At 68.6% G+C, this 24,933-nt stretch carries 10 protein-coding genes; all 10 read right to left on the reverse strand.

Annotated elements, in window-relative coordinates; genetic code table 11:
• Positions 1-7: 7 nt before the first annotated feature.
• The 10 genes from G6N32_RS25940 to G6N32_RS25985 all read right to left on the reverse strand — a co-directional run bounded on the left by G6N32_RS25940 (position 8) and on the right by G6N32_RS25985 (position 24,886).
• Complete coding sequence (locus G6N32_RS25940; protein WP_115318274.1) at positions 8-1,546, reverse strand: PPE family protein; 1,539 nt, start codon at positions 1,544-1,546, stop codon at positions 8-10.
• Positions 1,546-1,857, reverse strand: coding sequence for a PE family protein (locus G6N32_RS25945; RefSeq protein ID WP_115318273.1), 312 nt, complete (start codon positions 1,855-1,857; stop codon positions 1,546-1,548). The genes G6N32_RS25940 and G6N32_RS25945 overlap by 1 nt, the downstream gene beginning before the upstream one ends.
• Positions 1,854-5,849 carry a type VII secretion protein EccCa gene (gene eccCa, locus G6N32_RS25950; RefSeq protein WP_115318272.1) on the reverse strand — a complete coding sequence of 1,332 codons (3,996 nt, stop codon included), beginning with the start codon at positions 5,847-5,849 and terminating at the stop codon, positions 1,854-1,856. The genes G6N32_RS25945 and eccCa overlap by 4 nt, the downstream gene beginning before the upstream one ends.
• Positions 5,846-7,372: a type VII secretion protein EccB gene (eccB, locus tag G6N32_RS25955; protein WP_115318271.1), complete on the reverse strand. Its 1,527-nt coding sequence runs from the start codon at positions 7,370-7,372 to the stop codon at positions 5,846-5,848. The genes eccCa and eccB overlap by 4 nt, the downstream gene beginning before the upstream one ends.
• The gene (eccA, locus tag G6N32_RS25960; RefSeq protein WP_410432405.1) at positions 7,369-9,204 is read right to left on the reverse strand and encodes a type VII secretion AAA-ATPase EccA; all 1,836 of its coding nucleotides are present in this window, start codon (positions 9,202-9,204) and stop codon (positions 7,369-7,371) included. The genes eccB and eccA overlap by 4 nt, the downstream gene beginning before the upstream one ends.
• A gap of 88 nt (positions 9,205-9,292) precedes the next feature.
• The gene (locus tag G6N32_RS25965) at positions 9,293-9,505 is read right to left on the reverse strand and encodes an MbtH family protein (protein ID WP_115318269.1); all 213 of its coding nucleotides are present in this window, start codon (positions 9,503-9,505) and stop codon (positions 9,293-9,295) included.
• Positions 9,486-10,775 (reverse strand): NADPH-dependent L-lysine N(6)-monooxygenase MbtG, encoded by a 1,290-nt coding sequence (gene mbtG / locus G6N32_RS25970; RefSeq protein WP_115318268.1) that lies wholly within the window; start codon positions 10,773-10,775, stop codon positions 9,486-9,488. The genes G6N32_RS25965 and mbtG overlap by 20 nt, the downstream gene beginning before the upstream one ends.
• Positions 10,772-15,043 (reverse strand): non-ribosomal peptide synthetase, encoded by a 4,272-nt coding sequence (locus G6N32_RS25975; RefSeq protein WP_115319018.1) that lies wholly within the window; start codon positions 15,041-15,043, stop codon positions 10,772-10,774. Before G6N32_RS25975 ends, mbtG begins: the two co-directional genes overlap by 4 nt.
• Positions 15,040-21,480 carry a non-ribosomal peptide synthetase gene (locus tag G6N32_RS25980; protein WP_115318267.1) on the reverse strand — a complete coding sequence of 2,147 codons (6,441 nt, stop codon included), beginning with the start codon at positions 21,478-21,480 and terminating at the stop codon, positions 15,040-15,042. Before G6N32_RS25980 ends, G6N32_RS25975 begins: the two co-directional genes overlap by 4 nt.
• Positions 21,473-24,886: a non-ribosomal peptide synthetase gene (locus tag G6N32_RS25985; protein ID WP_115318266.1), complete on the reverse strand. Its 3,414-nt coding sequence runs from the start codon at positions 24,884-24,886 to the stop codon at positions 21,473-21,475. Before G6N32_RS25985 ends, G6N32_RS25980 begins: the two co-directional genes overlap by 8 nt.
• Positions 24,887-24,933 lie beyond the last annotated feature (47 nt).

The raw sequence follows: 24,933 nt of genomic DNA on the forward strand, positions 1-24,933 counted from the left end.
TCTCCCATCATTCTCGGTGGTGATCTCTGTCGGACGGATCGCTGTCCCACGTGGCCGGAAGCATCGGTGTGACAGGGCTTTCGTGGTGTGTGTCGCCGGTGAACTCGGTCAGACCCGCGGCCGTCACATCGCGAGCTTTGGTCGCGGTGCCGGTGAATCCGAGCGTTCCCGCACCCCGGTCGGAGGACGACGTGCTGGGCGGCGCAGCCGGTTCGGCGGGTACGCCGGTGTCGCTGTTGAGGTCCATGTACTCGTCCCGGTGCCCGCGGTCCTTGAGTCGCTGGGCACGTCGCCGCTGCGCGCGTTCCTTGGCTTGCACCGAGGACAGCGCAGCCGCGGCGGGTGCCGCCTCGGACACCGGGGCCTTGGCGCCGCTGCCCTCGGTCAGTGACGGGCCAGGGCCGTCGTCGGGGTCGACCCCGCCGACTGCGTAGAACATCGCCTGCGCTGCCGGTGCCGGTGCCGCCGGTGCCGGAGCGGAGGCCGGTGTACCGGTGGCTGTCGGTGCGGCGGGCGCGGTGGCGGGAACGGACGGCGCCGCCGACGACACCGGCCAGACGTTGGGTTGCCGCGCTTGGATCGGTGCCGGGGCCGGATCGGGCGCGACATCCGGGGCGGCCGGATTCGGTATCAGGGTCAACAACCCGAGCAGCGGTAGCGCGGCGACCAGGAGCATCGGGGCCCACAGCGGTGAGCTCAAGACCAATCCCCACGTGGTCCACCCGAGCGGCTGGAAGATCGCCTGGTACAGCAGCGCGGACAGCAGCGGACCCCAGGTCTGCCAGGCCTGGACCGGGTTGGTCAGGAAATCGACGATGATCTGCTGAAGGCTCTGAACCGGATGGGTGAGAAAGTCCCAGATCAGATCGCCGTCCGGGAGGGACTTGATGTACGCCTCCAGCAGGTCCAGGATGCTGTTCGAATTGGTCAGCGCCGAACCGGATTCGCCGGCCTGCGGTTGCGCAGCTGTCGACAGGGCCATCGTCGACGATGCGGCTTCTGCGCCGGGCAACACGATCGCCGGAGCGGGCACGCTGCGGGGGGCCGCGGCCAGGGCGGTGCCTGCGACGGTCTGGTAGACACTCATCGTGGTGGCCGCCTGGATCCACATCCGGACGTAGTCCGCCTCGTTCAGGGCGATGGGGATCGTGTTGATACCGAAGAAGTTGGTGGCCATCAGCACCCCGTGCACGGTGTGGTTGGCGGCCAGTTCGGGCAGCGTCGGCATCGCGGCCAGCGCCGCGGTGTAGGCGGCAGCGGCCGTCTGCTGCTGGGCGGCTGCCCCGGCGCTGTGAGCGCTGGCCTGCTCGAGCCACGCCAGATAGGGCGCGTGGCTCACGACGTACTGCTCTGCACTCGGACCCTGCCATGATCCGGCCTGAACAGCAGCGAGGATCTGGGTCAGTTCGGCTGCGGCGTCGGCGTATTCGACGCTCAGCGCCTCCCACGCAGCGGCCGCGGCGAGCATCTGACCGGCGCCGGGGCCGGCACTCAGCAGCGCCGAATGCACCTCGGGGGGCGACGCGAACCAGATTGGCGCGGTCATCAGCCTCCCCGTGCGATCACGTAGGAGCCCGCCGCGGCGGCATCTGTCGCGGCGTAACCGGCTGCCGAGTCCCCCACCGCACCGCCGGATCGGGCGAGCTCGGTCGCGCCCTGGGTGGCCGTCGCGGTGTGCTCGAGTCCCTGGGCGCTGAAGCCTGCTGCTGTCTGCAGCGAGACGGCGTCCGAGCCGGGCGGGAGCACTGCTGTGATCAACGGTGCGGCAGCCGCGTTCGCGGCGGCCAATCGCGCCGTCAGGGCCGCCACCTGGGCGCTGGCCGCGGCCAGTCCCTCTGGGACAACACGCAGAGTCATGACGGGTTCTCCTCTGGGTAGCGCGCATGAGATGCGCTGTGCGCGAGGGCAAACGGGTTGACAAGTTGGACATGCTCGACACCATCGCTGTCACCGAGCAGCATCGCCCGTCCGGCGGGGAGTCTGGTGAACCGATGCCCGCGGATCTTGGCACCATCGGCGGGATTGCCCGACAACATCAGCACTGCCGCCTGCAGATCGCTCATGCGGCGCAGCAGCGGGTTGGTCATCAGCGCATGCGCGGAGCCGCTTGCCCGGCCGGTGACGATCACCCGCAGGCCCAGATCACTTGCAGCGGAGAGCAGTCCGATCAGCGGCGTCCATGGTCGATGCCCAGCGTACGGTCCGCTCATCGCCGGACCGTCTGGGATCTGGTCGACGTCGTCGATGATCAGGAAGTGGGTGTGCGCCGACGCGGTGCGGGTGCGGTAGTCCCAGGCCGACAGTTCGCCGGCGGTGAGACCCGCCGGCGGCCTGCGCTGTTCGATCAATGCCGACAGACCCATCACCGCCGGAGTCACCCGGTCGATGTTCGCGCTGTATTCGTTGTCCGCGAAGAGCGGTTCGTCGACGAGGTGCAGACGACGGTCGAACACGGTGAACGCGACGTCCTCCGCGCGGGAATTGTCGCGGACGGTGCGGATGAGGTGCCGCAGCAGGGTGGTCTTACCCGACTTGCTGTCGCCGAGCACCATCAGCAGCGGATGCTCGGCGAAATCGTGGACCACGGCATCGAGATCGAACTCGCGTTGTCCCAGCACCACTCGCTCACCGCCCCGATGCAGGGGGGCCACCACCTGCGGCTCCAGGTCGGCGGGCAGCAGCCGCACCGCCGGGGCGTGCAGTCCCGGGTGCGCGGCGTTGATCGCCGGAATCCGGGCCAGATCAGGCTCGGCGAACAAGAAGTGCTCCCCCGCCATAGTCAGTCCACGGCCGGGCTGGTCGTGCGGAACCGATTCGGCGGGCCTGCGCAGGCTGTCGGTGACCCGGACATTGCTGTCCCGCGGGTCCGGCAGCCGCAGTTCCAGGCGCAACCCGAGCCCGTCGCGCATCGCCAGCGGCACCTCGAGCCAGTTCGGCGTGGTGATGACGACGTGGATACCGTGCGCCAAACCGGTATTCGCCAGTTCGGTGACGTCAGCCAGCAGCGGGTTCCGGGTGTTGAACTGGTCGGTGTTGTCGCGTCCGAAGGCGTACAGGTTGTCGATCAGCAGGAACACTTCACCATAGGAGTCGGAGTAGCCATCCTGGTGTCCGGCAGTGCGCTGCCGCGACCGCAGCAGCTGCTCCAGCTCGCCGAACGTGCGCCGGATCCGCTCCGGTTCCAGCGGTGAGGCCACGCTGCCCACATGGGCCAGGTCTGCCAGGCCGCGCAGTCGTCCGCCGCCGTAGTCCAGGACGTAGAACGTGACGTCGCGCGGCGAATGCAGCTGCGCCGCCGACAACACAAAGGTCTGCAGCGCCGTCGACTTTCCGGACTTGGCGCCACCGTGGATCACCACATTGCCCGCCGACGAGGTGGCGTCGAAAACCAGCGGCTCACGGCGCATCTCGAACGGTAGATCGATCTCTCCCAGCGGCCAGCGCCAGTGCCGCTCAGGCACGGCCGCTCCCGCGAGTACCTCGTCGAGCGTGATGTCCTCGTCCAGCGGGGGCAGCCACAGTGCCGGTGCCTTCGGACCGTACTGCGCCAGTTGCTCACCGATGGTGGTGATCAGCTTGCGCGGCACGGCGGCCGGTGCGATCTCGTGGTCGGACAGCACCACGATGTCCTCGTCGAGTACGGCCGGACCGGCCGTGAACGGCACCGGATCAGGCGCGGACGGCACCGCGTACGACGTCACCGGGCGCGGTGGGTCGTAGATGCCGTCGACATAGGTGCTGCGGAACTTGATCGGTGCGGCTCCCGGCGAGGGGACCAGGAAACCGACTCCCTTGTGTTCTCTGCCTGATTCGATGTGATACGCGTCCTCGACGCCGATGACCTGCCGCGAGACCGCGGGGCTGGCCACCTTGAGACCGATCCGGTACGAGGTGTTCTTGTCGATGTCGCGGATACGACCGATGTCGAGGGTCTGCGACGCGAACAGGATATGAATCCGGAACGAACGCCCCTTGCGGGCCACGTAGTCGAACAGCTCGGCGTATTCCGGATGCTCGGCCAGCATCAGGGTGAACTCGTCAGCGACGACGAACAGCGTTGGCAGTGGCGGCAGTTCGATGCCCGCCGCCTCGGCGGCCGGCCGCGCGGCCTCGTACTCGGCGACCGAGCCGAACGCGCTGCCCTGCACGCGACGGCCTGCGTCACGCAGCAGACCCTCCCGACGAGCGACCTCACCGCGCAGCGTGTCGGCGAAGCGATCGGCCAGTGACTTCTTCTCCGCCATGTTGGAGATGACGGCAACCACCTGCGGGAAGTTGCGGAAGATGTCGGCGCCGGCCTCACCCTTGAAGTCCACGTAGATCACGATGAGCCGATCGGCCGAGTGAGTCGTCAACAACGACAACAGGATCGACATCAACATCTGTGACTTGCCGGAACCCGTCATGCCGATCATCAGACCGTGTGGACCCATCCCACCTTCGGCCTCGTCTTTGAGATCGAAGTACAGCGGCACACCGGTCGCGGTGACACCGATCGGCACGCGCAGCTCCTCATCGCGAAGCCGCGGTGCCCACACGTCCGCGATGTCGAGCGCCGACGCATCCGGTATGCCCATCAATGTGGTGAAGCTCGCACCCCTGGTGGCCGGCGAGCGAAGGCCGGCATGAGTGGGGTTGGAGTCCCATCGCGCCAGGCCGCGCGCCAGATGCACGGCGTCGGCAGATGACAACTGATCGGCGTGGGCGACATAGGTCTGCCAGCCATCGCTCTCCCAACGCTCGATCTTCCCGCCGGCAACCCGCAAGATCGGCCGCTCCGGATCGGCGTACTGCCCCGGTCGCGGCCCGGAGTGGGCTGCGGCCGTATAGATCACCGTGACGCCGGCCCAACCGGTGGCGAGCACCGAATCCTCCGGCGTGTGGCCCGGATCGTCGACAACCAACAGCAGATGTCGAAGCGGATCGTCGCCGTCGACGCCGAACAGCGGGCGATTGGCAAGTGCGGGCCCGATAGCCGCGATCAGGTCGTCGGTGTTTGCCGCCAGGTACCGAGCGGGTCCGCAGCCATCGAGCTGCCCGGGAATATCGCTGTGCGGCAGCCATTTCAGCCAGTTCCAGGCAGGTGATTCCAGGTCGGGGCTGGCCAGCGCGACACCCAGGGACGCCGCGTCATGCCAGGTGACGGCCTGAGCGAGCCAAGCCCGCAGCGCGCCCCTGACCTCGTCGGCGTCGCCGTGGACGGTGATCCGCGACACCGCCGTCACGTCGATTCCCCGAGGGGCGTCACGAACGGTGCGCTGCGTGCCGAGCAGGGCACGTAACGCGCTGTGTGACACCGGCTCCAGGTCGACCTCGTCAGCGGTGTCCTTGACCCGCAGCGTGGTGGCCAGCGGCACGTCGTGCCGCCCGGCCCGCAGCACCAAGAAGTCGGGGTCGTGCGGGTCACGCTCCCACTGCCGGCGCGAACCAGGGATGACGGTCAGGGCCGAGGGGTCGGGGTGCGACCACAACAGCGCATTGCGTTGTGCGACGGCCTCGGCGCGCACGTTGTCCCGGATGACCGAGAGGTAGCGCAGGTAGTCGGCGCGTTCGGCGTCGACCTCCTCGGTGCGCATCTTGTTGTCGCTTCCCCGGTACAGGGCGGTGGCGGCGAGCAGCAGGACGAACGGGAAGAACAGCGTCTGAGCCGAGATGAGCTTCATCCCGGTGGCCACCATCGCGACGATCATGCCGACGATCAGGATGACGATCAGGAACGGCAGCGCGCGGCGAAGCAGCGACGCGGGCACCACGCGCGGCAGCTCGGGGGGCGGCTCGATGACGATCGCCCCCGTGCTGGTTGGGGGGGCCGGCAACCGCCGTCCGGCCTCGAAGATCAGGCGGCTCATCGGTTCTCCTGCTGGACTACGGGCCGGACGGCGTCATATGCGACGAGAGCGTCGGCTTGGGACAAGGCCGGACCTGGGGCGAAAAGTGTCAGCACCGACCACGGGATCGGCATTGGCGGTTCAGACAGACCCAGTGCGGCGACGGTCTTTTCACCTGCTTTGGGATCGCCGCCGATTCCGTACCGGACGCCGGTGTCGGACACCCAGAACAGTGATCCCGCCGGTGGCGACGCCGGCTGCTGGCCGACGGTTTGGACAAAGTAGCCGCGCCCGGGCGGCAGCACGACTCTGGTCGCTGTGCCGGGATCGGTGCCGCCGACGAGGTCGACCGATTGCGTTCCGCCCGCGACCGGCAGGACCGATCCGGACAGCAATATCGTCGAACTTGTTGCGGCACCGTCGATCTTGGACCACTGCGCGCAGGTCACCGGCTCGGTCGTGGCGTCGACCAGCTTGATCGGCGCGGACGGGAAGGCCGACACATCGAGCATCGACGAGACCGGCAGGCGGGCGATGTCGTCGGCGCCGAGTTGCGGCGGCTGCGCCAGCCCGTAGGAGTTGGCGTTGCGCAACGCCGCCGCCAAGACCGTGCTGATCGGCTGAAGCCCGTCCGGCAGCACCGCATAGTTCAGCGGGGTGCCGTCGTTGCGGTAGGCGATCACCACCGCGCCGATCGGGGCGGGCGCAGGAAGCGGATAACCGGCCGGCGAACCTGCCTCGGGGATCTGCGGGATCCGCAGTGCCGGCGCCTCCGGGATCGCATTGAACAGACCTGGCGCAATGGACCGCGGGGTGGGGGTTGCGGCGGGCAAGCCGAGCGCGTCGGTGACGGCGCGGTCGGCGAGGTCGATGGCGCTGCGCCGGCCGTCCCAGAGCAGCCAGGTCCCGTCTGAGCCGCCGACCAGCACGCCCCTGCCCTCGCCCAGCTTGCCGGCGCGGGCACCGCCGCGTTCCACCTGTCCGGCGATCACGGTGACCCCGGACTGATCCGATCCGGCGGTGGTGTCACACACCGCCCAGTGTGCGTCGCGAGAGGTGTTCTGCACCATGCGTTCCGGAGCACCGGGGATGCCGATCAGGCTGCCTCGGGCGAACTTGTCCAGCTGCTCACCGCTGACCGTGGTGGGATCCACCGCCCGCCCCACGGCGAGTCGCGCGGACGTCAGGTTGAGCACCGGATGCAGCCGGTCACCGAGGCGCACATAGAGCGCGGCGGTGGAGCGGTCGGCCAGCACCGGGTCGCTGCCCGGCACACCGCCGGGGCGCAGCACCGAGAAGACGAAGCAGCCGAGCAGGGCGGTCACGACCAGAAGGACGCCCATCAGCACCGCGCGCGACTGGCTGCGCAACGGATCCACCAGCATCCGGGTGTCGTGCAGCGCAAGTCCGGATGCGATGCGGCGCATGACGAATCGCCAGCCCGTCACCTGATGGCGAGTGATGAAGCCGCGCCGGTACGTGACCTGCTCGGCGTTGTCGTTCGCTGGTGTACGCGACGAGAAGGACCGTCTTTCGTCGCTCATGATGGGTCAGGCACCGTAAGGCCGAGCCCACCCAGCAGCGGCACGACCGAGGCACGGACATCGGCGGCGGTGATCGTCATCAGCTGCTCATCGGTGAAGTCAGCGCCGGCCAGATCTGTGTGGTCCAACCTGAATTCTCTTTCCTCCTCGGACCGTTCGACCACATTGCGGACGAAGCGCCCGTTGCCGGCGATGTCGAGGCTGCGCCGCGCCACGCCGTTCGAGTCGGGCGTCGACGAATCGGCCAGCCGGCCGAACAGCTCCTCGAGATGATGCAGGGCAGCGGGCTCGAAGACGCTGTCCCGGTTGGCGGCCATCGCGACCGCGATCTCCACGAGTTCGGCCGCCGAGTAGGACGGGAAGACGATGCTGCGGGTGAACCGGGACCGGAGGCCTTCGTTGGTGTCCAGGAACCGATCGAGGTCGGCGCGATAGCCCGCGATGATGACCACGAGGCGATCGCGGTCGTTCTCCATCCGCGCCAGCAGGGTGTCGATGGCAACCAGACCGAAGTCGTTCTTCGCGCCGGTCGCGACCAAGGCGTAGGCCTCATCGAGAAAGAGCACGCCGTCGAGGGCACTGTCGATGAGGGCGTTGGTCTTCGCTTCGGTCTCGCCGATGTGCTGACCGATCATGTCCGCGCGGTGCACCTCACGGACATTCTCCCGCTTGAGCAGGCCGAGACCGCAGTAGATCTTGGCGACGACGCGCGCGATCGTCGTCTTGCCGGTGCCGGGCGGGCCGGCGAACACCAGGTGGTGGGTGCGTTGAGCCACGGCCAACCCGCGCTCCTCGCGCCGCAACGCCATCGCCACCGAGCTTTTCAGCCTCGAAACCTGGTTCTTCACCTCGTCGAGGCCGATGAACTCGCCGAGCTCGCGTTCGGCCTCGTCGAGAAGCGCGGCCTTCCGCTCGCGGGCCTCCGGGTCGATGAAATCGTCTGCGGTGGGCTCGGTTTCGACATCCCACGGGTCGGTGCGGGCTTCGATGCGCGCCGCGGTGGTGGTGACAACGCCGAACGTCGGGTCGGACAGTGCATGCTCGACCTCCTCGTTGTTCGGGTTGGCGGCATACAGATCCTGCAAGACGTCGGCGGCGGTGTCCTCGTCGCCGTAGGCGCGCAGAGCCAACGCCTTGACCAGGCCACCATCCACCGCTGCGACGGCGACCGGGCCGTCGGGCTCCTCGAGATAGGACAACGCGGGGGCGAACATCCCGAGCCGGGCAAGTGCAACACCGAGCGCCACCTTCGCGGCGTGCGCGAAGAAGGGGTCCAGCCCGGTGTCGTTGACCACCGGCGTCAGCAGCTTGACGACATCCGACCAGCGCTGCGCGCGCGACCGCAGCGCCACGTCGACCCAGCGCGCCTCATGCCACTGTGGATGGCGGGAGCGGATCTCGCCGATGATCTCGGCGGCGGCATGGAACGCACCGTCGGTCGCCAGCGCGGCGGCATGGGCGAGGCGGAAGTCGTCGATGGTGGTCGCGCGAAATCGCAGGTACAGCCCGGTGTCGTAGTCGAACCCCAACGCCCCGGCAGGCAGCTCGATGCGCCGCTGCAGCACGCCGGCCGTGTCGGCCGTGCGGACGACTGCGGCCAGCACCTCCAGCGAGTCCGCCCCGCCTGCTGCTGCCAGTCCGGTCCACGCGTCGCACTGATCGTGGGCCACCCGGGTCAGTTCGGTGAACGCGCGGTGCGCGGCCGGCATGTCGGCGGGGCGGCGCCGGTCGTACACCGGCAGGCCCAGCGCCTTGCAGCAGGTGGCGAATCGGCTCACCACATCCGCATCCACGCGCGTAACCCGCGCGTGCGTCACTACACCGTTGTTCATGCGCATCGTCTCGGGGTGGCGGTCGAACCCGGCCCCGCCTCCTTAGGTTTGCCTAACCAATGTAAGGAGAAGTTAGCATTGCATAACTTCACTGTCGAGTCGCTGAGCGCAGGCTCTTCGGCCGGATATCCGACCAGTTCTGCTCGACGAACTCCGCACAGTCCGCCCGGCTCGCTACGCCGAACGCGATCTCCCAGCCGCTGGGGATGTCGGCGAACGCCGGCCACAGGCTGTGCTGTTCCTCGTCGTTGACCAGGACATAGAAGCGGCCGTCCTCGTCGTCAAATGGATTGGTACTCAACGTTCCTCCCGTTCGTGTGGGTCAACTGCGCGCCGGGGCGGGCGCCGAGGATGCGATCCGACAGCAGCCCCAGGCAGCTCAGGTTGGGAAAACCGGGACCCTGGTTGAGCCCGGACAGGTTGGGCAAGAACAGCTTCGGCGACACTCCGCTCAACGCAAGATCGTCGCCGATCGCCCGCTGCAATCGGTCGCTGGTCAGCGGTCCGTTCAGCCTGACCTCGAGCAGGTCGAGAGCGTCCTGCGTCAGCAGCGGCAGAAACCACAGCGAGTCGGCGCCCGAGCCGTCGATGACGAGGTCGAATCCGTGCACCGTCTCCAGCCGCTCACCGTGCCGGTCGGTGTGCAGCGTGATGCGGATCCGACCGTCGGCGGCGACCCCGTGCGCCACCCGGCCGCGCAGATGCCGGATCCGGTCGTCGGCGAGCAGCGAATCCTGAACGCGCGCAGAGAAAACCCCGCGATCGGTGCGGGCCATCACATCACGCCGCTCGGCCGGGGTCAGTCCGACCCAGTCTGTCGGGTCGCTGAACATCCGGTTCTCGAAGAAGCTCTCACCCCGGGTGAACAGCGTCGCCTGCGGCGAGATCACTGTAATCGTGGACACCCGGTGCCCGAACAGCTCGTTGAGCATCGACGCAGCGGTCTCACCACCGCCGACCACCGCGACCCGCTCGGCATCGATCCGTTCTTTCGATGCCGACAACTCCCAGAATTGGGCGATCGAAAGGACCTGCGGATGGCCGGGTAGCACCGAGCGACCCGGCTGTCCGGGGCCGGTGATCATCACCGCGTCTGCCTCGACCGTGCCGCCGCCGGTGTGCAGCACCCACGACTGGCCGTCGAGAGAAATCCGGATGACCTCGCCGTCAACGACATTCAGCGCCACCGCGTCGGCCACCCAGCGCAGATAGTTCGCCCAGGTCTCATGGGTCGGCGCAGGCTTGCCGCGGTCGACCCACTCCGCGAAGCGTCCGGTGCCCACCAGGAAGGACTGCCAGCTCAGCCGCATCATCCGCTGGTCGAGTTCGCCGTTGCGGCCCGGCAAAATCATCGACCGGTACGGGAAACCGACGTCCTTCTCCGGGCTGGTTCCCAGCCGGTGCTGGCCGTCGGTCCACCCACCGCCGGCGCGCCAGTTCGCCGCGACCGCCGTGCGCTCGACAGCCACGATCTCCGGTGTGGTGACGCCCATCTCGCGCAGCATCGCCGCCTTCGCGGCCACCGCCACCGCCTTGGCTCCGGCGCCGAGAACAGCCAGCCGCCGTATCACGATGTCACCCCCGCCAGCTCGTGCAGAATGTCGGCCCAGATCTGTTGCAGCGCGGCGACATCCGTCGTGCTGAAGATGTCGGGCACAGTTCGCCACTGGGTGACCAGCTTTCCGCCGGCGACGGCGGCGACCAAGGTCAATTCGTGCCGCACCGCGACATTCGGTTCGGTCATGATCGACAGCTGGGCAAGCAGACCGCGGTCCAGCAGCGCTCCGGCATCGAGGTCGAGCCTGCCGAGGTAATTCAGGAGTACCTGCGGACCGTGGAACCCTCGCAGCAGCTCGGCGGTGTCCTGCCTCAGGTAGCGCAGCGCAGCGTAATCAGTTGATTCGCCGGGAATCTCGGGCATCGGGTATCCCGGACGGATCCGTAGCGGGTAGATGGCGCTGAGCAGGCCGACCGTATCGTCCGCGCCGGTGCGGCCGTGGGTCTCCAACGCCAGCAGCGGAACCGGGCTGACACCACCGCGCCGCTCGCGCCAGCGAGTGATCAGGCGGGCACAGGCATCGGCAAGGAGGTCTTGGATCGGTGTGCGAGCGCGCAGCAGTGCGCCGGTGACGTCGGCCTCGGTGACCGTCACGGTGATCGCGAGGTCGGCGAACCGATCCTCCCCGGGGCGCACCCGCCGGTCCCCCAGCGCCGGATCTTCGCCGTTTATCTGCGCGAGCCAGAAACCGACGGTGTCGAGTCCGGCCGCACGGTCGGCAAGGCTGTGCGCCCACCGGCGATAGCTGACCTGTTCACCGCTGACCGGGCCGAACTCGGCCGCACCGGCCGCCGACCAGTTGGCCAGCAACTCGCCGAGCACGACGCGCCATGACGCGGGATCCATCGCCAGGACGTGGACGACCATTACCAGAACGCCCGGCTCGCCGGGGCCGTGCAGCCACAGCGCTTCGGTCAGGTGGCCGCCCTCGGGATCGAGCCGTTCGATAGCGGCGGCCGCGTGTTCGGCGACGGCGTCACCGAGCTCGCCGGACACCACGACCTCGGCCAGGGGGATGTGGTCTCGACCGGCCGGAACGAACGTCATCGTCGCGCGGTCGAGGCGGCTGCGGAACATCTCGTGCCCCGCGGCGATCCCGTCCAGCAGCAGACGCAGCCGCTCGGCGGTCGCGTCGGCGGGCAATCGGATCGCCTCGACCTGCGACAGGCGTCGCGGGTCGCCGTGCTCATAGAGCCAGTGCACGGCAGGCAGCGCGGGGATCGGGCCCTGTGGCTCCGGCCCGGCGGCGAGTTCGTCGTCGGTGTCGCGATCTACTGCGGCCGCGAGTTCGCGCAGCGTGCCGCACTCGAGGACCAGCCGAGCGCGCAGCGACAGCCCACTGCTGCGCGCCAGCTGGACCAAGGACAGCGCGGCGATGCTGTCGAGCCCCAGCTCCAGCAAGTCGGCGTCGAGGTCGACGGCGGGAAGGCCAAGCAGCTCGGCGACGGCTCGGCCAAGAGCGACCTCGGTCGGGGTGCTCGGCGGCTCCGGCACCTCGTCAGGCAACACGGTGCCCGCCAGGGCCGCCTCGTCGACCTTGCCGTTGGCGGTCAGCGGCATCGTGTCGACGATGATCAGCCGGTGCGGAAGCATGTAGCGCGGCAACCTGTCCCGCAGCAGCGGTCGCAGCTGCGCCACCGTCACGTCACCGGTGACATACGCGACCAGCCGGGGACCTGCGGTCTGCCCCTGCACCGCGACGTGCACATGCCGTACCCCGGGCATCTCTTCCAGTACCGCCTCGATCTCACCGAGCTCGACACGATGCCCACGGACTTGGATCTGGGCGTCGGCTCGGCCGACGAAGGCCAGCGCACCGTCCTGATCCCGGCGCACCAGATCGCCGGTGCGGTACATCCGGGCACCGCCCGGGGCAGCGACGAACCGCGTCGCGGTCTCGGCCGGGCGGCCGAGGTAACCCCTCGTCACCTGATCGCCGGCCAGATACAGTTCGCCCACCACACCGTCGGGGACGGGCTGCAGCCACGAGTCGAGGACCGCGGCGCGTGTCGTTCGTGTCGGATAACCGATCACCGGTGTGTCGTGCTCGGCAATCGCGGCGACGACGGCCTCGACGGTCGTCTCAGTCGGGCCGTAGCAGTTATGCGCCGCCAATAGCGGTCCGGTGCAGGCTTTCCGAATATCGGTCCAGTCCCCCGCGCCAACCGCTTCACCGCCGAGCGCGAGCACCGAGAGTCGCCCAGAATCCAGCAGACCGGCCTGACGCAGACTGGTGAACAGCGAGGGGGTGACGTCGAGCATGTCGATGCCGTCCCGTTCGATGATCTCGACGAGTACCTCGGCATCCCTGCGGTCATTCTCGGAAATGATGTGCACGGCGTGGCCGAACAGCAGTCCTGCCAGCGGTTGCCAGGCGGCGTCGAACGCGAACGACCAGGCGTGGCCGATGCGCAGCGGCCTGCCGAGGCGTTCGGCCGCCGGCGTCAGCATGCGCTCGGCATGGTCGTCGATGTAGGCGAGCAACGCCGCATGAGTTCCGATGACACCCTTGGGTTCTCCGGTGGTGCCGGAAGTGAATACCGTGTAGGCGGCCTGGCCGGGATGGACTGGCACGCAGAGGTGCGGTGCGGTTCGGGCGGCGGCCATCGTGGTGTCGTCGATGACGATGGCAGCTCCGGTCTGGCCCAGAATGGACTCCACCCGGCCCGCCGGCATCGCTGGGTCCAGCGGCACACACATGCCGCCGGCCTTGAGTACGGCGAGCATCGCCACCACGTAGTCAGCGCCTCGCGGGAGCTGGATCGCAACCGGCGTCTCCGCGCGGACACCGCGGTCGGCCAGGAACCCCGCGACCCTGTCCGACTGCTCGTCGAGCTCGTGATAGCTCAGTTGGCCGCCATTCCACCGAAGTGCGATGGAATCGCGATGCGCGACAGCGGTTTCGGCGAACCGCTCGGCTAACCCGGCCCCGGCGGTGCCCGCGGGCATCTCGATCGGTGGTAACTCACCCCCGAGGAGGATTCCGACTCCGCCCAGCGGTCGGTCCCACTCCTCGATCAGACGGCGCATCGTCTGCAGCACGCGACGGCCGAGCGTCTCCGGCGACATCATCCCCAACGCGTTGTCGGTGACCTCGACCAACAGTGTCAGCTCAGTGGTGTTGCGGTAGGCGGCGACCGTCACCGGGAAGTGGGTCAGGCTTTCCATCGCCGCCGGCCGGAAGGTGACGTCGCCTGCGGAGAACTGCTGACCGCCGACCACGCCGCCGGGCGGAAAGCTCTCGTAGACCAGCAGGGTGTCGAACATCTCGCCGACGCCGGCCAGTGTGCGCAGCTGCGAGTGGCTCAGGTAGCTGTGGTCGCGCAGTTCGGCGGCGTCCCGCTGCAGCGCCGAACAATGCTGTCCGACAGTCCTGTTCGGGTCGAGACGCACCCGCAGCGGAAGGGTGTTGATGAACAGGCCGACCATGGTTTCCACGCCGGCGAGTTCGGGTGGGCGACCGGACACGGTGACCCCGAAGACGATGTCGTCGCGATCGGTCAGCCGGGACAGGATCAGCGCCCAGGCCATCTGCATCACCGTGTTGAGAGTGACGCCCCGAGACCGGGCCGCGGCGGCCAGTAGTTCGGTATCGGCAGCGGGCAGCGACAGCTCGGTGCGCTTCGGCAGCCCCGATCCGTCGCCACCCAGTGCCGGCGACAACAGTGTCGGCCCGGGCAGGTCGGCGAGGTACCTGCGCCAGAGGAGTTCGCCGGCCTGCTGATCACGCTCGGTCAGCCAGCCGATGTAGTCCCGGTACAACCGCGGAGTCGGCAGCGCGTCGAGATTGCCACCGACGCGGTACAGGGTGAGCATCTCTCCGATGAACACCGGCAGCGACCAACCGTCGAGCACGATGTGGTGCGCGGTGACCACCAGTCGCCAACGCTGATTCGACAGCTCGATGAGCAGGAACCGGATCAGCGGACCGTCGTGCAACGCGAACTGCCTGCCGCGTTCACGTCGTTCGATATCGGCGGCGTGGCGGTCATCGGTGGCCGACAGATGCTGCCACGGCAGTTCGACTGTGGCAGGCACGATCTGGACCGGTTGCGGTAAATCCTGGTGCCAGAAGCTGGCCCGCAGGTTGGGGTGGCGCACCAGCATCGCCGCCGCGCAATCGCGGAGCAGCCCGATGTCCAGCGGGCCGGTCACGTCGGCCGTCATCGCGATGACATACGGGTCGTCGCCGTCCGGACCGATCAGCGTGGCGTGCGAGTACAGCCCCAGCTGCAGAGGCGAGAGCGCCAGGACGTCCTCGATATCGACGGCATTGGTCACGACGGGCGGGCCTTCGACCACGACGACTTCAGGGCGGCCAGGTCGCCTGCCGACAGTCCCGACACGCTCATCGCCTCGTGCCGGGTGTCGGCTCGGCCGGCAGCCGGGTCGATGTGCCCGTCGTCGATCGCGGCGGCCAGCGCCGCCACGGTCGGATGGGCGAAGATCGTCCGGGGTTCCACCGCCAGGCCGGCGGCCCGGATCCTCGCCGCGAGCTGCACCGACATGATGCTGTCTCCACCCAGTTCGAAAAAGTCGTCGTCCCTACCGATCTCGGCAACGTCGAGCAGTTGCTCCATCGCTGCGGCGACGGACCGCTCGGTGTCGGTGCTGGCCGGCTCACTCGCACCGGTGGTATGCACCTCGGGCCGTGGCAGCGCGGGGCGGTTCAACTTCCCGGATTCGGTCGCGGGCATGACGTCGAGGACCGAGATCGTCGCCGGTGTCATGTAGCCCGGCAGTGCCGCAGCCACCGATGCGCGCACCGAGGCGGCAAACGCCGCGGGATCGTCCACCGGATCCCGCGGTACGACGTAGCCGGCCAGCGAGGCGCCGCTGGCTCCGTCCCAGGTTCGCGCGGCCGCGACGGCTACCCCCTCGGCGGCCTTCAAGGCGGCTTCGACTTCGGCGAGTTCCACCCGGAACCCGCGCACCTTCACCTGGTGGTCGGTGCGGCCGACGAACTCGAGATGCCCGTCCTCGGTCCACCGTCCGCGATCGCCGCTGCGGTAGAAGCGCGATCCCGGCTCGGCCGCATAGGGATTCGCGACGAAGCGAGATGCGGTCAAAGCGGGCTGCTTCCAGTACCCACGTGCGATCTGTTCACCGGCGTAGTACAGCTCCCCGACGACACCGACCGGCACCGGTTGCAGAGCCTCGTCGAGCAGGTAGACCTGTGACCCCTCCATCGGTGTGCCGATCTTGGGGATGGGCAGATCCAGCGGTCCGCGAATCAACGCGCCCGAGGTTTCAGTGGCGCCGATCGCGTTGAGCAGCTCCATGTTTCGCGCCGCGCCCTCGCCCACACAGGAGACCAACCGCTGCAGCAGCGAAACGCTCACCGGCTCGCCACAGGTCACCAGCCTGCGCAATGCGCGCACCGCGGTCGGCGCGTTGTCGACAAGCGCGGAAACCAGGCTGGCAACACCGGTGACCTGAGCAACGGAGTGCCGCTGGATCAGTCCCGCGATCGCCTCGGCGTCGCGGTGCTCTGCGTCGTCGGCGATGATCAGTGTCGCACCGGCCGCCAGGCCGGCCAGCGTCTCGATGCACCCCTCCAGGAAGGTCATCGGCGCCTGCGCGAGTCGGATGTCCTGTCCCGGAACCGGATAGTGCTTGAGCTGCCAGGTCAATCTGGTGCTCATCGCACGATGGGTGCCCACGACACCCTTCGGTTTTCCGGTGGAGCCCGACGTGAACATCAGGTACATCGGGTCGTCGGGGTGCGGCTGGGGCAAGAGGGCGACGGGATCACTGGACGCCAGCTCGGCGCGGACCGCCGGATCGTCCATCGAGATCACCGTGACCCCGTCGGCGGGCGGCATCGACGCGCCGGCCTCCGCGGTGACCACGACGACGGCGGGTTGGACGTCGGCGAGCATGAACTGCTTGCGCGCGACGGGATAGGTGGGGTCCAGCGGGAAGAACCCTGCACCGGCTTTCATGATGCCGACGAGCGCGACCACCAGATCGATCCCACGCCGCATCGACATGCCGACCAGGGATCCCGGGCCGGCGCCGTGGCGCGCCAGCAGCTGGGCGAAGCGATCCGAACGCTGATGCAGCGCGGCGTAATCGAGCTCATCACCGGCGCACCGCAGCGCGACCCGGCCCTGACCCAGCGCCCGGCCGGCCTCGAGCAGTCCCGGAACGGTGCGGGGCCGGTCGACCGGCGATGCGATGCCTCGGCTCTGCCCGAGCACCTGCTGCCGCTCGGACGCGCCGAGCAGGTCGACATCACGCAGCCGGACATCAGGATCGGCGGCGAATGCGCCGATGACCTGACCGAGCCAACCGGCGAAGCGCTCCATGGTCGACTGGTGGTACAGCTCGGTGCGGTAGATCACGTGTCCGCGATAGCCGTCGTCACCGACGAAGAAGTTCACGCTCAGGTCGGCGTGGGCCACGTCGAATGTCGGTTCCAGGGCGGTGAATCGGGTGTCACCGTCCGGGCCTGCCTCGATCAGCTGGTTTTCGGGAAGCTCCTCGCGAACGTGGACGACCACCTGGAAGAGCGGGTTGCGGGACAGCGACCGCACCGGGTTGACCGCGTCGACCACCCGGTCGAACGGGAGGTCTTGGTTGGCGTAGGCCGCCAAGGCCATCTCCCGCGAGCGCAGCAGGATCTCACGCAGCGTGGGATTACCCGACAAATCGTTGCGCAACACCAGGATGTTGACGAAAAAGCCGATCAGCCGGTCCAGTTCGGTGTCGGTGCGGCCCGCAACCGGTGTGCCCAGCGGGATGTCATGACCACCACCGGCTTTGGACAGGACCACTGCGACGACGGTTTGCAGCAGCATGAACTCGGTGATCCCGAGCTCGCGACTCAGCGCGGTCAGCCGGTCTCGCACAGCGGTACCGAAGTGCACCGGGATGGCCGCACCGGCCCCGCCGGCCATCGGCGGCCTGGGCAGATCCGGGCGCAGGCCGGTGTCCTCGGGAAGTTCGTCGAGTTCGCGCACCCAGAACTGCCGTTGCGCATCCATCAATTCGGTGTCGGACAGCAACTGGATCTGCCAGGCGGCGTAGTCGCGGTACTGGATCGGCAGCGGCTGCCAGGACGGCTCGGTGCCCTGCCGTCGCGCCCGGTACGCGGTGAGAACGTCGGCGAACAGCACCCCGGCCGACCAGTGGTCGGCGGCGATGTGATGCACGACCATCGACAGCACGCATTCGCCGGGTGTGCGCAGCACGGCGACGCGGATCGGCAGTTGGGTTTCGAGCTCGAACCGATGTCCCCGCTCGGCATCGAGTTGCGTTGTCAGCCAATCGTTGTCGGGACCGTCGAGTAGCCGGACCGCAGCGCTGGCGCCGGCGTTGACAACCTGATGGGCTACGCCGTCGATCTCGCGGTAGACGGTGCGCAGGATCTCGTGCCTGCCGATCACGTCGTGCACGGCGGCAGCCAGGGCGTCGGCATCGCAGGGGCCGGTCAGGCGCGCAGCGAACGGGATGTTGTTGACCGGGCTGGGTCCGTCGACGCGGTATTGGAACCAGCTCCGCAGCTGGGCGGCTGACAGCGGTGCGCTCGCAGGGTCGCCCCCGGCGGCGACCAGCGGCGGCCGGGCCGACGTCGCCTGACGGTCGCGGCACCCATCGATCACCGCGGCGAGCTCGCCGACGCTGCCGGCTTCGAAGATGTCACGAACGGTGACCTCGACGCCGCAGGCCTCGCGGATCGCGGCCACCAGTTTGGTCGCGAGCAGCGAGTGTCCGCCGAGGGCAAAGAACGAGTCGTCACAACCCACGTCGCCGGCACCGAGTAGCCGGGTGAACAGAGCGGCGACGGTGCGCTCGGTCTCGGTGACCGGTGCACGGTAGTCGACCACCGGCCCGATCTCGGGTGCCGGCAGGGCAGCCCGATCCAGTTTGCCGTTGGCGGTGACCGGGATCTCGTCGACGACGACGTAGGCGGCCGGGATCATGTAGTCCGGCAACGCGGCGGCGACCCGGATCCTGATCCGCTCGACGTCCACGACATCGCCGGCCGCCGGTGCCACGTAGGCAACCAGGCTCTTGCCGAGCTGGGGCAGGTCGGCGGCAACCACGACCGCATTTCCGACACTCGGGTCCACGGTGACGGCCGCGGCGACCTCGCCGAGCTCGATGCGGAAGCCGCGGATCTTGACCTGTTCGTCCGCGCGGCCGACGAACTCGAGGTCGCCGTCCCGGTTTCGCCGTGCCAGGTCGCCCGAACGGTAGAGCCGTCCGCCGGGAGTGAAGGGGTCGGCGACGAACCGTTCCGCGGTCAGCGCCGGCCTTTCGTGGTATCCGTGCGCCAGTTGCGTTCCACCGATGTAGATTTCACCGATCACATCGGTCGGCACCGGCCGCAAAGCGTCGTCCAACAGGTAGATCGCGGTGTTGATCTTGGGAGTGCCGATCGGGACCACCCGGGTGCCCTGCCTGCCCTCGACCTTGTAGCGGGAGGCATTGATGACCGTCTCGGTGGGCCCGTAGAAGTTGTGCAGCAGTGCGTCGAAGGTCGCGTGGAATTTGTCAGCCAGTTCTCCGGGCAGCGCTTCCCCACCGATCGGCACTCGCCGCAGGCTGCGCCACTGCTCGACGCCGGGCAGCGACAGGAACAGCCCGAGCAGCGACGGCACGAAGTGCATCGACGTGATGGCCTCGCGCTGCAGCAGATCGGTGAGATAGCCGATGTCCCGTAGTCCGCCGTTGCGTGGGATCACCAGGCGGGCACCTTGGCCCAGGATTCCGAAGGTCTCACCGATCGACACGTCGAAGCTCGGGGACGCCACCTGCAGGAGACGGTCGCCGGGACCGATCTGGTATTCGTCGGCGAACCACCGGAAGTAGTCAGCGACGGGACGGTGCGGTACCGGCACCCCCTTGGGCTGTCCGGTCGACCCGGAGGTGTAGATCAGGTAGGCGGTGTTGGCCGGACCGAACGGGCGCACCAGATCCGACGGACCGGGGTCGCGGTCGGGGAAGTCATCGACACCGGTGATGGGTTGGCGGATCACCATTTTGGGATCTGCGTCGCCGAGGATGTAGGTGATGCGGTCGGCCGGATACTCGGGATCGACCGGCAGATAGACCGCGCCGGCTTTGGCGATACCCAGCGCGGTGATGACCAGCTCCGGCGACTTGTCCAGCAGCACCGCGACACGATCTTCGGCACCGATGCCCTGGGCGGCGAGCCAGTGCGCGTGCCGGTTGGCCGCCGCGTTCAGCTCACGATAGCTGTAATGGCGGTCCTCGTAGACGACGGCGATCGCGTCCGGCTGGCGAACGGCTTGCTCGGCGACCAGGTCACCGAGTGTCATCGGTGGGCAGGCGTACTCCTCACCCCGGGACATCTCGAACAACCGCGCGGTGTCCGCCTCGTCGATTACGGCCAGATCGGCCAGCACCCGATCCGGATGGGACAGCGCGTCCTCGAGGAGAATGACGAAACTTCTCAACATCTGTTCGGCCAAGCCCGCGTCGATGACCTCGGTGAGGTACTCGACCTCCACTTCCGCTTCGCCACCGGTGAACTCGACCATGAATCCCAGCGGGAGTTGGGCGTACTGGCCGCGGAATTCGGCACGCCGGCAGGTGATGCCACCCGGTTGGAAGCCGTCGCCGTCCGGATGCCGCATGCCGAAGCTCACCCGCGCCATCCGTTCGACGCCGTAGCGACGGTCCGGGTTCAGCTCCCGGACGACCCTGTCGAGGTTGACCCGCTGATGAGCGAAGGCACCGACGGCGGCATCACGCGCCGCGCCGACCAGATCAGCGAAGCTGCTCCAGCGGTCCGGCCGCATGCGCAGCGCGACGGTATTGCCGTAGTAGCCGATGATGTCGTCGGAACTGCGGTTGAGAACGGGTGCCGCAACCAGGAAATCGTCGGCGTGCGTAAAACGCTGCATCAACGCCGAGAACGCCGCCAGCAGAACCATGTACGGCGTCGCCCCGGTGTCCTGCGCCAGCGTGGCCACCGCATCGACGGCGCGGGGGTCCAAGCGGGTGGTGTGCCGAGCGGCCCGCCACTCGGTGGGAACCGCGGATCCCCGCGGTCCGGGCAATTCCAGCGGTTCGGGTGGGTCGGCGAGCAGCGCGCGCCAATACTCCACGTCGGCGTCGTCGCTGCCGGATGCGGGTGCTTCGGCCAGCGGCGCCGGCGGTAGGTCCCCGCCGTCATAGGCGGTGCTGAGGTCGGCGAAGAACACTCGCCACGAGGCGTCGTCCCAGGCGATGTGGTGTGCCGCCAGCAGCAATACGTACTCATCGGATCCAGTGCGGGCCAACGTGATCCGCAGTGGCGACTCGGAAGCAAGGTCGAACGGCGCTGTGAATGCACGCTGTGCGAGAACTTCCAGGCGCAGTCCGCGGGCTTGTGCGCCGAGCTCGCGGAGGTCGTGCTCGGCCCAGCCGGGGGCGAGCTCGTCGTGGACGACAGGGCGCGGCTCACCCTCGGCGTCTGGCCGGTAGGTAGTGCGCAGGATCGGATGGCGTGCGGCGACCGCGTTGACCGCCGCACGCAGGCGGTCCGAGTCGAGTTCACCGTGCAGGCGGTACGACAGGCAGACGTTCAGCAGCGCCCCTGTGCTGTCGATGGAGTGCACGAACCACATCCGGCGCTGACCGTCGGTGATCGCAGCAGGGTCCGCCGTCGCGGCCGGTTCGGCCAGCAGTCCGCGCGCAGACAGCTTCTGGCGCAACAGCTCCAGCCGCTGCTGGTCGAACGGATCGGTGAGGGTGTCAGTCATCAGATCTCCGGGTGAGCGCCGAGACGACCTCGGCGGTGTCCATGAGGGCGACTTCGAGGTACAGCTCGGCGATGGCGTCGAGCCGGTCGGCGGGCTCCAGCTCGCCGAGCCGGCGGGCGAGGGCTTCGACGGTTCGCGTGGCGAAGACGTCGGCGACGCTGACATCCGCGACGTCCAATCGTTGCCGAATCCGTGCCACGAGCGTGGTGGCCAGCACGGAATCGCCGCCGAGGGCGAAGAAGTCGTCGTCGGCACCCACTGCAGTCGCGCCGAGGATGTCGGCGACGATCGCGGCCAGCGCCGACTGCACCGGACCCGCCGGGTGCCGATGCCCGGTTCCGGCGTCCACCCGTTCGGCGAGCCGCCGGGCCACCGCGTTGCGATCGACCTTGCCCCCGACGGAGTAGGGGATCCGGTCGAACACCTCGATGTGCCGCGGAACCATGTGAGCGGGAAGGTCTTTGACGATCCGCTCATGAAGAGAGTCACGGCTTGTCCCGGCCGCCAACTGCACGGCGGCAGCAAGCCGATCCGCAGACTCGGTGCGCCCGGGGACGGTCACCGCCACCGCACCCAGCACACCGGGCACCCGATGCAGCGCCGCTTCCACCTCACCGAGCTCGACGCGGTAGCCACTGAGCTTCACCCGGTGATCGGCGCGTCCGACGAATTCGCAGGTTCCGTCCGGCCAGAACCGGGCCAGGTCACCGGTGCGATACCAGCGCACCCCGTCGTGTTCGACGAACCGCTCGGCGGTCAGGTCCGGCCGGCCGCGGTAACCCCGGGCAAGTCCCCGCCCGCCGATCCACAGCTCGCCGACCACCCAGTCCGGGCAGTCCGCTCCACCGGCACCGACAACGCGGCATCGGTTGTTCGGCAACGGCTTTCCGAACGGAATCGCGGTCCAGTGCTGCGGGACGTCGACCACCTCGCAGATGGTGTTGTGGATCGCGGTCTCGGTGGCCCCACCCAACCCGGCGAATCGTACGTCGGGAGCCCGGTCGCGCAGCCGGTGCGCCATCGTTGGGGTGACCCAGTCACCCCCGGTCGGCACCACCCGTACCGTCGGCAGCGGGCCGGCGACGTCGAGCAGCATCGCCAGCCAGCCCGGCAGGAAGTGCAAGACCGTGACCCGATGACGGTGGATGAGCCGGACCCAGTGGTCTGGGTCGCGGCGGTGTTCCTCGTCGACCACGACGATCGCACCACCGGTGGCCAGTGTGGCGAACACATCCAGCACCGAGATGTCGCACTCGAGTGTGGACAGCGCCAGGCACCGGTCCTGCGGACCGAGCCCGAAATGGCCGGTGATGAACTCGACGGTGTTCATCGCGGCGTCGTGGGAGACCTCGACACCCTTGGGCTCGCCGGTCGAACCGGAGGTGAACAGTACGTAGGCCAGGCGGTCCGGATCGCCGGTGACAGTGGGTGATTCGCAGCCGCCGCCGCGCGCGATCGCCTCGGCGACCGTCATGCACGGAATCGGCACCTCCGGCAGTTCGGCGCCGCAGGCCAGGGCCATGTCGACCGCCCCGCTCGTGAGAATCCGCCGGGCCCGTTCGGCCGGCTGGTCGATGCCGATCGGCAGATACACCCCACCGGCGGCGTGGATACCCAGCAGCGCCGGGATCTGTTCGGCCGTCTTGGGACCCAGCACCGCGACGGTGCCGCCATCCGGAAGTCCCTCGGCCCGCAGCGCGGCGGCCACTGCCAGCGCCTGAAGGCGCAGGTCCTCATACGTCAGGTCGCCGGTGCTGCTGAACACCGCAGGCGCATCGGGTTGGCGGTGTGCGAGGTCGAAGAAGCCGTCGTGCAACATCTTTCCGCTGGGTGTGGCGCTGGTGCTCACCGCTTCCCGCGCGGCGCGCTGCGACGGGGGAAGCACCGGACCGCGCCCGCTGTCCCAGGCGTCGTCCTCGCGCGCCAGGCGCTGCACTTCGTCGATGTGATGGGCGAACATCGCGTCGATGACGCCAGGCCGGAACGCACTCTCCCGGACATCCCAGTTGAGCAGGATGCCGCCGGCGAATTCGGTCACCTGGGCGTCGAGCAGGACCTGCGGCCCTTGGGAGATGATCCAGTCCGGCGTGCCGAATTGCGTTGTCACATCCGCAGAGAACAGCTCACCGAGGCCGAGGGCGCTGGTGAACACGACCGGCGCGAGCGCCTGCGTCCCCCGATGCCGGCTGATGTCCCGCAGCACCGACAAGCCCGGGTACGACGCGTGCGCCGCCGCTTCGTGCATGGTGTGCTGCAGCACCTGTGCCCGCTGACTCGGGGTGTCGGCGGCAGCGAGGTCGACATCGAGCAGCAGCGACGAGGTGAAGTCACCGACCACGTGCTCGATGTCGGGGTGCAGCGGTTCCCGCCCGAACAGCGGGACGTTGAGCAGAAAGCGCGGGTCTGCCGACCAGCTGCCCACCGTGTCGGCGAAAGAGGCCGCCAGAGTCATCGCCGGTGTCACGCCGTGGCGGCGGGCCCGGTCGAAAAGTCCGTCGCGGGTGTGGGGGTCCAGCCAATGCCAGCGGCGACCCGGCCGGTGCGGGTCGGTCTGTTCGGCGGCGGGCACCACCGGCAGCGAGGGGGCGTCGGGCAGATCCGGAACCCGGTCCGACCACCACTGCCGGTCGGCGTCGTACCGGTCCGGCGGCGAAAGTTGTTGGCGGTATTGCTGATACGTGTAGCCGATGTCGGGCAGTGTGTCACCGCGATACAGCGCGGCCAGATCGGTCATCAGCGCTCGGTAGCTCATCGCATCCGCGGCTTGCATGTCCAGGTCGACGTGCAACCGGCTGCGCCTGCCGGGCAGAAGAGTCAGCGTGAGTTCGAATACCTGGCCGCCGAGTTGCTGCCGCGACTTCTCCGACCGGATCGCGGCCAGCCGCCGCTCGACGTCGTCGGATTCCCGCAGGTCGATGACATCGACCGGGAAGGCGGCCGGTGGGACGCCGATGCGCTGGGTGCCGTCGGGCAGGAACTGCACCCGCAGCATGGGATGGCGGGCCGCCAACAGGGTGGCCGCCCGCCGGATGCGCTCGGGGTCCAGCGCGTCGCCGTCGAACTCCACGTAGAGGTGTCCGGCCACACCGCCGAGTTGTTGATCGGCGTGCCTACCGACCCACATCGCGTGCTGCATCGGGGCCATCGGGAATGGCTCGCCACGGGCCGGTTGCGGCGGCGCAGGAAGCGGATTCGCGGGGTGGGCCGTTGTCAGCAGTTCGGTCCAGGCACGGACCGACGGGGCGGCGGCCAGCCGCGCGAAGTCGACGTCGAATCCCGCGCGGCGCCAGCGTCCGGCCAGCGACATCATGCGTATCGAGTCCAAACCCTGCGCGATCAGGTCGCCGTCCGGGTCGATGTCGGTGTGGTCGACCCCGAGTACCTCGGCGATCCGGTCGGTGATCATGGCCGCTTCAGCCGCGGTCACTGTCGCCTCCCTATCTCAGAACAGCC

Source organism: Mycolicibacterium aichiense, from assembly GCF_010726245.1.
Lineage (GTDB): Bacteria > Actinomycetota > Actinomycetes > Mycobacteriales > Mycobacteriaceae > Mycobacterium > Mycobacterium aichiense.